Here is a 13,330-nt window from a genome sequence, read left to right as displayed (position 1 = left end):
ATGTCCGTCATCATCGAGAGTACGGCCACCGCCGACCGCGCGGGCCAGGGTTCGATCGACGGCGCGATCTCGGCCGCGCGCGAATGCCTGGAACGTGCGGGCTTGCGTCCCAACGATATCGATGTGCTCGTCAACGTCGGCGTCTACCGCGACGGCAATGTCGTGGAGCCGGCGAACTCGGCGCTGATCCAGCTCGGACTCGGCATGCATCCGGACTACGTCGCCGGATCTGGCCGGTCCACCTTCTCCTTCGATCTGCGCAACGGCGCGTGCGGAGTGCTCGACGCCGTGCACGCCGCCACCGCGCTGCTGTACAACGGCACGGCGGAGAAGGTGCTGATCGTCGGCAGCGAGGCGCATCCGGGCGGTGTCGATACCCCCGCGGACTTTCCCTACGCCGAAACCGCTGCCGCGCTGCTGCTCGCGCGCAGCACCGATCCGGGTGCCGGATTCGGGCCCGTGCGGGTCGGCCCGGCATTGGGGCGGGCCTCCCGCACCGATCCCGGTGTGCGAGGGTATCTGGACCTGAAAGCGATGGGCACCGACGGCAGGCGAACCGTCAGCGTGGATGTGGCCGACGGCTACGCCGATATGCTCGAACAGGCCGCGACCGAAGCACTGACGTCCTATCTCGCCGCACATCCCGTCACGGTCGCGGCCGCGACCCTCGTGGTGAACAATGCCGCGCCGGGACTGGCCGATTCGCTGGCCGCCGCCTTCGGCTTCGCCCGTGGCGTGCAGCGCACCGGACCGGACGCGGGCAGCGCCGGGCTCGGTCTCGCGATCCACGATCTGCGTGAGCGGTTGAGCCCGGGGGACGAGTTGGTGCTCCTGGCCGCGGGGGCGGGGCCCGTCGCCGGATGCGCGCATTACGTCGTCGGAGAAGACGGCCGATGAGAATACGAATGCACGGGACGGCCCTATGACACTCACCAGCGGATCGCCCGATACGGATCTCTCCGAACAGTCCATCGCGGTCGACATCCACGCGCGCCTCACGGCGTATGTGAACTCCTCACCAGATCGGGTGGCGATCAGCTTCCCCGGTATTGGTGCGCCGGAGCGGGCCGCTGCGGTGGACGACCTGCGCTACCGGACGATGACCTACGGCGAACTCGGCGTCCGAGTGCGCGACTACGCCCGCGGGTTCGAGGCCATCGGCATCGAGCGCGGTACCAAGGCGATCGTCATGCTCAGGCCGGACCCCGACCTGTACGCGGTGCTGTTCGCCCTGTTCCGGATCGGCGCGGTGCCGGTGGTCGTCGATCCGGGCATGGGAGTACGTCGGATGCTGCACTGCTTCCGCAGTGTCGGGGCGCAGGCGTTCATCGGGATTCCGAAAGCCCACCTCGTGCGGCTGCTCGCGCGCGGCACCTTCTCCTCGGTGCGAATCTCGGTGAGCACCGGTCGAATAGGCTGGGACGCACACACTCTCGGCGCGGTGGCGCGGCAGGGCAGGAAGGCCGTGCCCACCCTGCCCGCCGTGCACCGCACCGACGACCTGCTGTTGATCGCGTTCACCACGGGCAGTACCGGTCCGGCGAAAGGTGTCGAGATCACCAGGGCCGGTTTGGCGGCGTCCCTGCGCGTGGTCGAGCGACTGCACGATCGTCACGACGGATTCTGCTCGCTGGCGACGGTTCCACTGTTCGGATTGTTCGACCTCGCTCAGGGCGCCCACATCGTGCTCGGCCCCGTCGACCCGATCCGGGTCCGCGACGCCGATCCGGCGTTGCTGTGCGAGGTTATCGAGCACTTCGCTGTCAGCGATCTCACCGCTTCGCCCGCTCTGTTGGGTCCGCTGAGCACCTACGTGAGTCGACACGGGACCGGCCTTCCGACGTTGCTGCGCGTCATCTCCATGGGCGCGCCGGCCAAACTCCAGGCCCTGGCGGCGCTGCGGGCCGCGATGCCCCCGGGCGGGACCGTCTACACCACCTACGGGTCCACCGAGGCCCTGCCGCTGACCACGTTGGAATGGGACGAGCTGGCGGGCACCGAGGACGCGACCGCGAGGGGCGCGGGCAGCTGTGTCGGTCGGACGGTGCCGGAGCCGGACGCCGACTACCTGGTTCGCCTGATCCGGATCCACGACGACGCGATCCCGGTCTGGAGCGACGATCTGCTCGTCGCTCCGGGCGAGGTCGGTGAACTCGTCGCCACGGGGCCGCAGATCAGCGGCACTTACCACGCCGACCCGGCGGCGGTGGCGCGCGCGAAGATCGTCGAGCACCGCGCCGACGGCTCCGTTCGGCTCTGGCATCGCGTCGGCGACCTGGCGCGGCAGGACGAACATTCCCGACTGTGGTTCTGCGGGCGCATATCCCAGCGTGTCCGCACCGCGGGCGGCGACATGTACACCGTCATGATCGAGCGTGTCTTCGATACCCATCCCGCCCTCGCGCGCAGTGCGCTCGTCGGTGTCGGTCGGCCCGGCACCCAGGTGCCGGTGCTGTGCTACGAACTGCGCGACGGCGTCGATCCCGCTGAACGCGACCGGATCGAGCGCGAACTGTGGCGTCAAGGGCAACAGCGCGACATGACCGCGAAAGTCCGTGTCTTCCTGTGGCATCCGGGCTTTCCGGTCGATATCAGGCACAACGCGAAGATCGGGCGCGAACAGTTGGGGCGTTGGGCGGCGGGGGTTCTCGGATACGGCACGGACGGAGGCGAACGGTGAAGGTACTGGTGACCGGCGCGACGGGATTCCTGGGCAGCCACATCGTCGAGGCCGCGCTCGCGGCCGGTGACGAGGTACGCGTGCTGACCAGACCCGGCAGCGACAAGAGCTACCTGCGTACCCTGCCAGGTGTCGAGATCTTCCACGGCGATCTCGGAGATCCGGACTCGCTGCTGAGCGCGTGCCGTGGCGTCGAGGTGGTGCATCACAGCGCCGGGCGGGTCGAGGAGACCGGACGGCGCGCGCAGTTCTGGGACGCGAATGTCGTCGGCACCCGCAATCTGCTCGACGCGGCCCGCACAGAGGGGGTCGCCCGGATGGTCTATGTCAGCAGTCCCAGTGTCGCGACGGACTATGTCGGCGATCGTTTCGGCATCGACGAGTCCGAACCCTATGTGCGCGAACCGAAGAGCCTGTACGTGGAGACCAAGGCGATCGCCGAACAGGAGGTTCTGGCCGCGAACGGTCCCGATCTGCTGACCTGCGCGCTGCGTCCGCGCATGATCTGGGGGCCGCGCTCGGGCGGCTGGATGAGCCTGTTGCTGCGCAAGATCCGCTCGGGCCGATTGCCGGACCTGTCCGGCGGCAGGCCGGTGATGGTGTCGATGACCTACTGCGAGCACGCGGCGGCGGCGAGCGTGCGGGCGTCGCGGTCCGACCGCGTCGCCGGAAACGCCTATTTCCTGGCCGATGCCGAGGACGTCGACCTGTGGCGATTCGCCCGCGATCTCGCCACCGCGCTGGACCTGACACCGCCCACCCGCACCGTGCCCGCGCCGGTGCTGAAGGCCGCGGTCACCGCCTTCGACACCCTCTGGCGGCTGCCCGGGCTTGCCGAGCGGGTGTCGCCGCCGCTGTCGAGTTGGACAGTCGCCGCGCTGACGGTGTCGAGCACCTACGACACCACGGCCGCGCGCCGGGATTTCGGGTACTCGCCGTCGGTGTCGCGTGAGGAGGGACTGCTGCGCTATGTCGAGTGGGTGCGCTCGGTGGGAGGTGTACCAGCCGTCGTCGGCTGAGATTCCGAGATGCCCGTCGCGGCCGACCCGTTCGTGGGTCGGCCGCGACTCTCGTTATCCGGCCAGACGTGTCGTCGCGGTGAGCGTGGCCAGTTCGTCCAGTGCGGCGTGCAGTGCGTCGACGAAATGGGTCAGCGGGGGGAGCAGGTCGGCGGCGCCGAGGATTCCGAAGTGCACGGTCCCGGCGTAGCTGATGCAGGTGAGATTGAAGGTGTTGCCGTGCATGAGAAGTGAGATCGGATACATGGATTCCAGACGCGCGCCGTCCCAGTAAAGATATTCGCTCGGTCCCGGGACATTGGAGATACCCATCGGATGCGACGCGGGAGTCCGGCGGAATCCGAACTGGAGACCGATCACCCACGGCGCGGTCACGGCCAGTCCGTAGCCGATGACGGCCGCGGGCGCCATCTCGGCCATATCGGCCTTGGCGGCGCGGATATGGCGTCGCACCGCCGCCAAGCGTTCCAGCGGGTCGGCGATATCGGTGGCCAGCGAGGTGAACATCATCCCCGCGCGGGTTCCGACCCGATCGTCGTCGCCCTCGCGCAGATTCGTCGGCACCCCCGCGGTCAGCGATCGATCGGGGAGGGTGGCGTGCTCGGTCAGGTAGGTGCGCAGAGCGGTGCTCGTCAGATACAGCACGACGTCGTTGACCGTGCATCCGGTCGCCCGCGCGAGTTGCTTCAGGCGTTCGAGATCACAGGTCGGCAGACGCAGGTCCCGCGCCGCGGTGATCGGACCGTCGAAGATCGACGACGGCTGGCTGTAGATGCGCTGCGCACCGGCACGGCGTCGTGCGCGCCCGCCCGACATGTCACGGATCGCCTTGGCGATTCCGCGCAGCGAATCCGAGCGACGCCCCCGCTCGGTCCCGGCGTCGTCGTCCAGGGCCACCCTGCCGAGTGTGAAAGCCGCGGGCGCACCGCGGAAATGGGGATCCTCGGTGAACATCCGGGTGAACAGGCGCATGACGGACATGCCGTCGAAGAGACTGTGGTGCACCTTCAGCAGCAGGGCGAACTGCTGCGTGTCGGCGGTCGTGACGAGGTGCAGTTCCCACGGCGATCTGCTCATATCCAACTGCGCGGTGTGCAGACTCGTGACGAATTCGGTGAGCTCGGAGGTGCCGCGCAGGTGCGGCAACTGCCAGGTGCGCAGGTGGGCGGCGGGATCTATCTCCTCGACCTGACGGGCCAATGGCAACACCCCGGCGGGCCACCGCCGCAGCGGCCGGAGGTTCCACGGTGCCGGAACCTGCACCGGCGCGGGCCATCTGGATCGCCAACGGCGGACGAAGCCCTGGGCGGTCTGCCCCTGCGGTGCGCTGAATTCGAGCAGGAACGAGATGTGCATCGGCATCTCGGCGGATTCCAGCGACAGCCACACCCCATCGGTGAGAGACAATCTCGTGATCGACATGACATCTCCTTGCACGGTGGCACGAGAACAATCGGATGGTGTTGCTCAGGCGCTTCGTCGCACCAGTTCGAGTCGAAGATCAACGGGCACGACCGCGAAATCGAACCGTTCCCTCGGCGGCGCGACGCCGTCGGGCACTCGGATGTCGAAGGTGTCGCAGGCCATCGCGACCACGCTTTTCAACTCCGCCATCGCCAATCCGCGCCCGGGGCAGAACCGTGGCCCGGCCCCGAACGGCATCGAAATCTCCGGCCGATGATTGCCGTGGGCGGTCTCGCCGAGCCAGCGCATCGGGTCGAAGGATGTCGGGTCGCTGAAGTTCGCGGGTTGGACGGCGGCGTAGCCGACATCGACGACGACCCAGGTGCCCGCCGGAATACGGACACCGCCGACGGCCGTCTCGCGTACCGCCTCCATCAACAGCAGCGGCGTGGTGGGGCGCAGCCGCATGGATTCGGCGACAACGGCTTCCAGATACGGCTGCCGATCCAGCGCCGACGGGATCTCGGCGACCTCGTCGCGGATCCGCTGCTGCGCGTCGGGCCGTCCGGCCAGGTGGTAGAGCAACCACGCCAGCGCGTTGCTCGTGGTGTCCTGGCCCGCCACCAGAATGGTGAGCGCTTCGGCGAAAAGTTCCTCGTCGGTGAAGAATTCGTCGTCGTGCTGGGCCAGCAGCAGCGCCTCGATGAAATTCCTGGGTTGTTCCGGGACGGTCGCGCGGGCGCGGGCGAGCAGATCGTCGGTATCGGCGCGCAAGGCGCGTAGCGCGCGGTCGAGTGCGCGATCGGCGGGCAGTTTCACATAGTGCCAGTACGGGATCGGCAGGTTCAGGCGCCGGTTGAGCATGGGGAAGATGTGCTCGAGGTGCTGCTGGATGACATCTCCGGCCTGCTCGATGGTGTTGATGTCGTAGTCGAAGGTGAGTTTGGCGGTGACATCGACGGTGTAGCGGGTGAGGTCGGCGCGCATATCGTCGGGAGAGCCACGCAACCAGCGGTTCCGCAGCCGCTCGGTGATCATCTCGAGGGTGGGATGGAAACTGCGCAGATTCGCGGCGTTGAAGGCGGGCATCGCGAGTTTGCGGCGACGACGCCACGCATCGCCTTCCAGTGAGAACAGGCCGTTGCTGCCCATCTCGTCCATGATCGATTCGATCGTGGACTGCCTGCGGAAATCCTCGGGACGACGACGCAGGATATCGCGGTTGAGTTCCGGGTCGCTGACCACGACGATGCCGCGCCCCGGCACGCTCACCCGATACAGCGGTCCGTATTCGGCGCACCACCGATCCAGGACGCGGTGCAGTCGGGACGGGGCCATCCACGGCAGGTTGCCCAGGATCGGGATTCCGGGCGGACCGGGCAGTTCTCGTACCGAAGTGGCGGTGAGAGCAGTGGACACGGGCCAACCGTAGAACGGTCACGGCAGGGTTGTCGGGTGCCCGTTCGGTGTTGTGATCGGCGCACAAATATCCGGACCGGCCTTGTAAACCGGTCCAGGCCAAGCGTTCAGATCGACGGCGGCAGAAGCTGATCGCCGTAGGCGGCCAGACATCGCAGTGCGAGTTCGACGTGCAGGCGGCGGGCTTCGAGCGGATGTCCCAACCGGTGCTCGGCCTGCTGGATGCGATAGCGGACGGTGTTGGTGTGCACGCCGAGTTGTTCGGCGGTCACCGCGACATTGCCGCCGTTGGCGAGATATTCGCGTACGGTGTCGCGCAGTCGGGAGGCGTTGTCGCTCCGGCCCGCGATCGCCCCGATCTCGCGTTCGATCAGGACGCGCGCGCCCTCGATACTGCCGTCTCCGGTCAGCATGCTGACCAGATCGACGTCACGGTAGGTGGTGAGCGCGGCGACGGTGGTGTGGCTGGTGGCGATTCGCTGCGCGGCGAGCGCCTCGCGGTGGCTGCGGCGGAAACCCTCGGGTCCCGGCCAGGGTGTGCCGACCGCCAGGTGGGTGCCGGGCACCGGCGGTGCGGGCACGGCACCGATCTCGCAGGGCTGCTCGGTCGCGATCCACGCCCACAGGCCGTGGGAGCCGCTGATCAACGTCAACGGCGCCGGTGCGCCGAGCGCCGCCGCGGTATCGGTCGCGAGCCGGGCCAGCACCCGCGTGGCGGTCGACGCCGGATAGGAGCGCTCCGCCCACAGCGACAGCGCGGTCTGGAATTCGTCGACATTGTGGCCCAGGCGATGCGAGACGAGATCCTGATCGGAGGCCTCACCGCGCAGCAGTGCCTGCACGGTCGCGTTGCGCCTGGCCTCGATACCCGCGGCCCGGCGTTCGCGTTCCTCGAAATAGGACAGGATGAGCGAGTCGAGGCAATTGTCCAGCCACCGCGAACAGCGTTCCCAGAAGGTGACCAGGACCGCGCCGCGCAATTCCGGGTCGCGGATCTGTTCGGCCAGCAGCACATTGACATGTCGCCACAGTCCGCGTTGACCGACCCGGTAGGTTTTGAGCAGCACGTTCAGTTCGTACCCGCGCTTGGCGACCGTCCTTGCCCCGTCGACGGCCTCGAGCGGTGGCCGGATATCCAACGTCGTGCGTCCGATGGTCGACATCAGTCCGAGCCAGTGCGCGCGGGCACTGGTGCGGACCTCACCGTGTAACTCGGCATCGCCGAAGAACTGCGGAAATTCCTCCACCATCGCCCGGTCGACCGAGAGCAGTACCCGCTCGGTCTCGTCCTGCCCACGCATCCGCTCGGCGAAATCAGCCAGCCACGACTGCACGATCGTGCGGTCAACACTCACCACGACAACTCCCCAGAAATCCGCCGACAGATATCCCGCACCGTGGAACCGGGGTCCGCCACCACGGACTCTGGCGTTTCAACGGCTCCAGAAACCAGGTTACTCGTCGGTATGTGAGTACGGAATCACGTTTGCCGCTCGTCACAGCTCCAGTCGTGACCGTATCGACGGATTCGTGCGATCGTTCGAGTTCACGGGCGCGGGATCGTTCGCGGGGGCAATCGGCCCGACGTTGTGTCCCGAGGCGTCGGGCCGTACGCCGTGGCCGTCGCCGACGGCGAAGGTCTGTTCGCCCGGCCCCCTTCGACGCGGGGGTTCCCTCGCGGTGAGGGGCAATAACAGGGCCTGGTTGATCGCGAGCGGAATTTGTATTGTGCATAAATGGACCATCGCAGTGAGGTTCGCGAATTCCTGTCCTCGCGACGTGCGCGAATAACGCCCGAGCAAGTCGGACTTGCCACGGACGGCGGTGTCCGGCGGGTTCCGGGTTTGCGACGCGAGGAAGTCGCGGCACTGGCCGGCGTTTCGGTGGACTATTACACCCGCGTCGAACGGGGAAATCTCCGTGGCGTGTCCGGTCGTGTGTTGAATGCCTTGGCGCGCGCTCTGCGAATGGAACAGGACGAGCGGATGTATTTGTTCGCTCTCGCCAGAGTCGCGGAATCCGACGCGGATCGGGCGCCATATAATTCGCGACCCGCCGCGCTGCGGCCCAGTGTCCGCGCGATCATCGACGGGCTGGTCGGATTACCGGTGACGGTGAGCGACAGCCGGATGCAGATGGTCGCGGCGAACGCGTTGGGACGTGCGCTGTGCGCGCCACTGTTCGATTCCCCCGACGGACTCGCCAACCACGCCCGGTTCATCTTTCTCGATCCGAGGGCCTGCGAGTTCTGGGTGGACTGGGAGGACCTGGCCGCCGAGGCCGTCGGGTCGTTGCGCAATGCCGTGGCCCGCGATCCCTACGACAAGGATCTGTCCGATCTGATCGGCGAGCTGGCGACCCGCAGCGACCGGTTCCGTCAACTCTGGGCTTCCCGAGATGTCTACGTGCACAAGGGCGGTCTGATGCGGATCAATCACGCCGTGATCGGGCGGGTCGATCTCACCTACGAGATCCTCCGACTCGAGACCCAGCCCGAGTTGGCGATGCTGGCCTTCTCCGCGGAATCCGGATCGCCGTCGCACGACGCGCTCACGCTACTCGCCTCGTGGGCGAGGACTGTCGACGGTTCGAGCGTCGAGAACCTCCGCCACCGATTCTGACCGACGGCGGCCGACCGGTTCGGTGACGCCGATTCAGCGAATACACAAAGGAGTGGAATTCCGGCAGTGAAATCGTCGCGCGCGAATGGTCGCGTGTCGTCATTCTCCGGGCATATCGCCCGTCGTACTCCAGGAGCATCAATTATCGTGAAATCGCATCGCAGACTGGCCATTCTCTCGGCCACCGCACTCGTGTTGATCTCGGGCTGCGGCCGCGACGCCAACGATGTCGAACAGGCGCAACCGGGCGCGCCGCAATCCGCGGTACCGGCGGTGTCCGGTGAGTTCGCCGACCTCGGTTCGGTGTGCGGGAAGGGCACGCCCACCAAGGCTTCGGCGCAGGGCGTGACCGCCGACAAGATCGCCGTGGGCGTTTTCAGCGACGTCGGCTTCACCAAGAACCCCGAATTCGTCGACGCGGCGAAGGTTTTCACCTCGTGGTGCAACGACCACGGTGGCATCGCGGGCCGCGAACTCGAGGTGAAGGTCCGCGACGCGAATCTCACGGAAGTGCGTCAACGGATGCGTGAAGCCTGCCGTGACGACTTCGCACTCGTCGGCGGCGGCACCGGGCTGGACTCCCTCGGGGTCAAGGACCGACTCGCGTGCCTGCTTCCCAGTTACCCCGCGCAGGTGGCCCAAACCGGAAGTATCGCAGCGGATCTCGAGGCCAGTGCGTCGCCGTCGGCCTTGCCGTTCCACGATATTCAGACCGGATTCCGGCGCTGGCTGATCACCGAGGGATATCCGGATTCGATCGGCCGCATCGGTATGGTCGACGCGGATTCTCCGGTGACCAAGGTTTTGGCGGACAAATCGTCGGAAACGCTCGAAGGGCTCGGCGCGACGATCGTCTACCACGACCGCTATCCGGTCGCGGGCGTCTCGGACTGGACGCCGTACGCGCACGCCATCAAGGAAAAGCAGGTTCGCGGCTTGATCTTCAACGGTCAGCCCTCGCAACTGCCGAAACTCGAAGAAGCGCTCACCCAGATCGGCTACCGACCGGACTGGATCGACGCGACCAACAACAACTACACGCCGTCCTTCGCGAAAGCCGTGGGAAGCTCCGCTTCGTTCCAGAACAACCTGGTGGACCTCGGCGGTGTGGCGCCTTTCGAGAAGGCCGATTCCGTGCCGGCTCTGCGTCAGATCGAAGCGATGTTCGCGCAGTACCTTCCGGGGAAGAGCGAGATCACCTTCCCGCAATTGCGTGCGATGTCGGCCTGGTTGCTGTTCGCGAAGTCCGCGGCGAGCTGCGGTGACAATCTCACACGACGCTGCGTGTACGAGGCGGCGTTGTCGAATACCTCGTGGACCGCGGGTGGGCTGCACGCTCCGGTGGATATCTCCAACCGGGAAAACCCCGTCGAATGTTTCAACGTCGAACAGGCGACATCCGACGGCTGGAAACCGGTCGATCTCGGAACCGGCACCGGGCTGTACCGCTGCGGAGTCGACAACTACAAATTCACCGCCGACTACGGCAAGCCGGCCACCCTCGGCGATGTCGGCAAATCCATCACCGAGTTCGAATAGATTCTCCCGCAGCGTAGTTCAGCAACGCGCGGACGAAACGACTCCGAGAACATGCCGCCAGGAAGGCGGCAGAGAGGCTGTTCGATCATGACGGGTGACCGAATCCATCCCGAGTTGCGTCGCCGGGCACGTTTCGTGCCCCGGCAACCGGTATCGCCGAGGACCCTGCCGATCATTCGCCGATTGCACAACGCGGCAGGCAACGGCCGTGACCGCGACATCGAGATCGTGGAACTCGACAACGATGTGCAGGTCAGGATTCACCGTCCGGCACAGACAAACGGTCCGACTCCCGCGCTGCTGTGGATTCACGGCGGGGGATACGTCATCGGCCGCGCGCAACAAGACGATGCGCTGTGTCGACGTTTCGCCGACACCCTCGGGATCGTCGTCGCCGCGGTCGACTATCGACTCGCCCCCGAACATCCCTATCCGCAACCACTGCACGACTGCTTCGACGCATTGCAGTGGTTGGCCGACCGTAGCGAGGTGGATTCCACGCGCCTGGCGATCGGCGGTGCCAGCGCGGGCGGGGGACTCGCCGCCGCCCTCGCACTGCACACACGTGACCACGGGCCGGTGGTCCCGGCGCTGCAACTGCTGCTCTACCCCATGCTCGACGACCGCACGGTCCCGCGCCCGGAGGTCGCCGATCACTATCGACTGTGGAGCGACCGAAGCAACCGCTGGGCCTGGGACTGCTACCTCCGCGACGCCGACCGTGAACTGGCGGTCCCCGCCCGGCGGCAGGACCTGAGCGGCGTCGCACCGGCCTGGATCGGAGTCGGCACCTGCGATCTGTTCCACGACGAAAGTCTCGACTACGCCGAAAGACTGCGCGCCGCGGGCGTGGACTGTTCCCTCGAGGTCGTCCCGGGCGCGTTCCACGCCTTCGATCTGGTCGCACCCAAAGCACCCATTTCCCAGGCCTTCTTCTCGAGCCAATCGGCCCGTCTGTCCGCGGCACTCGGCACTGCCGTCCGATAGGCGTTCGGCTGCCTTGCGCACGAGAACTATTCGAGAGCGTGACCGAATACCGCGGCGCTATGGCGTCCACCAGGTCATGTGCGCATCGGCGATTCGAGCTCGATCCCGCAGGACGAAAAGTGAGCACTCGTCCAGCTTCTTGCTCCGGTACCGTGTCGCGAGCGCGGATCACCGACCATTCGTACTGGTAGAAGCATTTCGTTCGCGGGCAACGATGACGGCCAAAGCGGAGTAGTAGTCGAGCTACCACTCGGCTTACTGTTCTGCATGACCGGAAAGAGCAGTCGGTCATCGGGATTCGATCAACCTCGTCGCTCCCGACGGTCGGCAGCTCCGCTGGGAGACAGGAGGTCATCGGTGATCGCCGAGAATCAAGCGCGGACGGGAACATGTCGGCGCGCGTCCAAGGATTATCGGGAGCCGGTGCGGCCGTACCGCCGCGACGTGTGGACGCGCACGATCGTGGATCACGTTTCCGCGCAAGCGCCGGAGCTGCGGAATTCTTTCGCGATCGATCCGCACCGCGAGATCACCCTCGTGGTCAAGATCTGTGTGGACTGGTCGATCAGCCGACTGCAAGGCACCCTGACGATCGAGGATATCGATCGTCTACAGGGGGTTTTGGCCTCGTGGGCGGGAGACGGCATCGGCATCGACGCGGTGCTGCACGGTGTCCACGAAGGTTTCCGGGCCGGTATGGATCTGATGTTCGCGCAGCGTCGCTCGACCACCAGCGAGGAGGTGCGCGCGGTGACCGGAGCCGTTCTGGAATTGCTGCGGGTCGTGACCGCGACGGTGGGCAAGTCGTATGTGCGTGAGTACCGTGCCCTGGCCATCGAACACCAGGTCGGTGTGCACACGTTGACCTCGGCCCTGCTCAGGGGCAAGCCCACATCCACCATGGCCACGACATTCGGGGCCCTGGTCGCCGAGCGGTACCACGTCCTCGCGGTCTCGATGCCTTCGCATCCGGACGAGGCGAATCCAGATCTGAACGGTCAGGTCGTGGCCAGGCGCAAGCTGCGGCGGTTGCAAGCGGCGCTCGCCCTGCACACCCGGGCCGCGCCGCTGTCGCTGCTGTCCGTCGACGGCGGCACGATCCTGGTGCCGTGTGCCAAGGGGGACAGCGACACGATGACCGATGAACTCGTCGACAAGCTCTCGGCGGCGGCGCAGGTTCCGCTCCGTGTGGCCACCGTCGTCGCCGATGCCGCCGATGTACCGGCCGCAGTCGGTCACGCGCACGAACTCCTCGACACCGCGGACCAGCTGGGACAGGCGCCGGGGGTGTACCGGTTCGAGGAGTTGGCGCTGCAGTATCAACTCACCCGGCCCGGCGAGGCGCGTGATCGGCTCGCCGGACAGTTGGCGGTACTCGACGAGCACCCGGAACTTCTCGAAACGCTGCGTGCGCATATCGGCACCGGGCTGCGTCGCCAAGCGACCGCGAAGCTGTTGCATCTGCACCCCAATACCGTGGACTACCGGCTGCGGCGTATCGGCGAGCTGACCGGTCTCGATCCCAGCAGTTCCACCGGCCTGTGGCACCTGCGTTCGGCCATGATCGCGAGGGCCGGGACCTCGTGCGAGCCTCGCTGAGGCGCACGGAGGCAGTGCGGTATCGGGTGCGACCGGGTCATCGGACCTAACGGTCGGAAATG

The 13,330-nt window shown here is 66.6% G+C and carries 10 protein-coding genes and 1 pseudogene; 8 read left to right on the top strand and 3 right to left on the bottom strand.

Annotated features, from left to right (window positions below; all coding sequences use genetic code 11):
- From DAT37_RS21000 to DAT37_RS20990, 3 genes are read left to right on the top strand one after another with little or no spacing between them, the layout of a single operon-like run.
- Nucleotides 1-897, top strand: a complete 897-nt coding sequence (locus DAT37_RS21000; RefSeq protein WP_109526521.1) for a beta-ketoacyl-[acyl-carrier-protein] synthase family protein — start codon at nucleotides 1-3, stop codon at nucleotides 895-897.
- A gap of 25 nt (nucleotides 898-922) precedes the next feature.
- The gene (locus DAT37_RS20995) at nucleotides 923-2,680 is read left to right on the top strand and encodes a fatty acid CoA ligase family protein (RefSeq protein ID WP_109526520.1); all 1,758 of its coding nucleotides are present in this window, start codon (nucleotides 923-925) and stop codon (nucleotides 2,678-2,680) included.
- Entirely contained in the window at nucleotides 2,677-3,699 is a 1,023-nt protein-coding gene (locus tag DAT37_RS20990) for an NAD-dependent epimerase/dehydratase family protein (RefSeq protein ID WP_109526519.1), read from the top strand. The genes DAT37_RS20995 and DAT37_RS20990 overlap by 4 nt, the downstream gene beginning before the upstream one ends.
- A gap of 54 nt (nucleotides 3,700-3,753) precedes the next feature.
- Here DAT37_RS20990 and DAT37_RS20985 read toward each other — a convergent pair whose 3' ends face one another.
- The 3 genes from DAT37_RS20985 to DAT37_RS20975 form a co-directional block, all read right to left on the bottom strand.
- Nucleotides 3,754-5,121, bottom strand: a complete 1,368-nt coding sequence (locus DAT37_RS20985; protein WP_109526518.1) for a wax ester/triacylglycerol synthase family O-acyltransferase — start codon at nucleotides 5,119-5,121, stop codon at nucleotides 3,754-3,756.
- A 45-nt stretch (nucleotides 5,122-5,166) separates the two neighbouring features.
- Nucleotides 5,167-6,522, bottom strand: a complete 1,356-nt coding sequence (locus DAT37_RS20980; RefSeq protein WP_109526517.1) for a cytochrome P450 — start codon at nucleotides 6,520-6,522, stop codon at nucleotides 5,167-5,169.
- Nucleotides 6,523-6,629: 107 nt separating this feature from the next.
- Nucleotides 6,630-7,877, bottom strand: coding sequence for a PucR family transcriptional regulator (locus DAT37_RS20975; protein ID WP_157978593.1), 1,248 nt, complete (start codon nucleotides 7,875-7,877; stop codon nucleotides 6,630-6,632).
- Nucleotides 7,878-8,258: 381 nt separating this feature from the next.
- Between DAT37_RS20975 and DAT37_RS45580 the strand changes: the two are divergent.
- The 5 genes and pseudogenes from DAT37_RS45580 to DAT37_RS20955 form a co-directional block, all read left to right on the top strand.
- A pseudogene (locus tag DAT37_RS45580) lies at nucleotides 8,259-8,495 on the top strand (helix-turn-helix domain-containing protein); the annotation flags it as partial.
- Between the two features lie 12 nt (nucleotides 8,496-8,507).
- The gene (locus DAT37_RS20970) at nucleotides 8,508-9,143 is read left to right on the top strand and encodes an MmyB family transcriptional regulator (protein WP_232839906.1); all 636 of its coding nucleotides are present in this window, start codon (nucleotides 8,508-8,510) and stop codon (nucleotides 9,141-9,143) included.
- Nucleotides 9,144-9,290: 147 nt separating this feature from the next.
- Nucleotides 9,291-10,682, top strand: a complete 1,392-nt coding sequence (locus tag DAT37_RS20965; RefSeq protein ID WP_109526514.1) for an ABC transporter substrate-binding protein — start codon at nucleotides 9,291-9,293, stop codon at nucleotides 10,680-10,682.
- A gap of 87 nt (nucleotides 10,683-10,769) precedes the next feature.
- Nucleotides 10,770-11,669, top strand: coding sequence for an alpha/beta hydrolase (locus tag DAT37_RS20960; RefSeq protein WP_109526513.1), 900 nt, complete (start codon nucleotides 10,770-10,772; stop codon nucleotides 11,667-11,669).
- 357 nt (nucleotides 11,670-12,026) lie between these two features.
- Nucleotides 12,027-13,268, top strand: coding sequence for a PucR family transcriptional regulator (locus tag DAT37_RS20955; RefSeq protein ID WP_157978592.1), 1,242 nt, complete (start codon nucleotides 12,027-12,029; stop codon nucleotides 13,266-13,268).
- Nucleotides 13,269-13,330 lie beyond the last annotated feature (62 nt).

This window comes from Nocardia aurea (genome assembly GCF_003123685.1).
In the GTDB taxonomy this organism is placed as follows: Bacteria; Actinomycetota; Actinomycetes; order Mycobacteriales; family Mycobacteriaceae; genus Nocardia; species Nocardia aurea.
Note: the sequence above shows the minus strand (reverse complement) of the source record. Positions and strands in the feature narration are given on the sequence as shown.

Bases quoted from the DNA above. Each gene is read 5' to 3' on its own strand.
- DAT37_RS20995 (WP_109526520.1), top strand. From the start codon at position 923: ATGACACTCACCAGCGGATCGCCCGATACGGATCTCTCCGAACAGTCC.
- DAT37_RS20960 (WP_109526513.1), top strand. From the start codon at position 10,770: ATGACGGGTGACCGAATCCATCCCGAGTTGCGTCGCCGGGCACGTTTC.
- DAT37_RS20970 (WP_232839906.1), top strand. From the start codon at position 8,508: ATGTATTTGTTCGCTCTCGCCAGAGTCGCGGAATCCGACGCGGATCGG.
- DAT37_RS20985 (WP_109526518.1), bottom strand. From the start codon at position 5,121: ATGTCGATCACGAGATTGTCTCTCACCGATGGGGTGTGGCTGTCGCTG.
- DAT37_RS21000 (WP_109526521.1), top strand. From the start codon at position 1: ATGTCCGTCATCATCGAGAGTACGGCCACCGCCGACCGCGCGGGCCAG.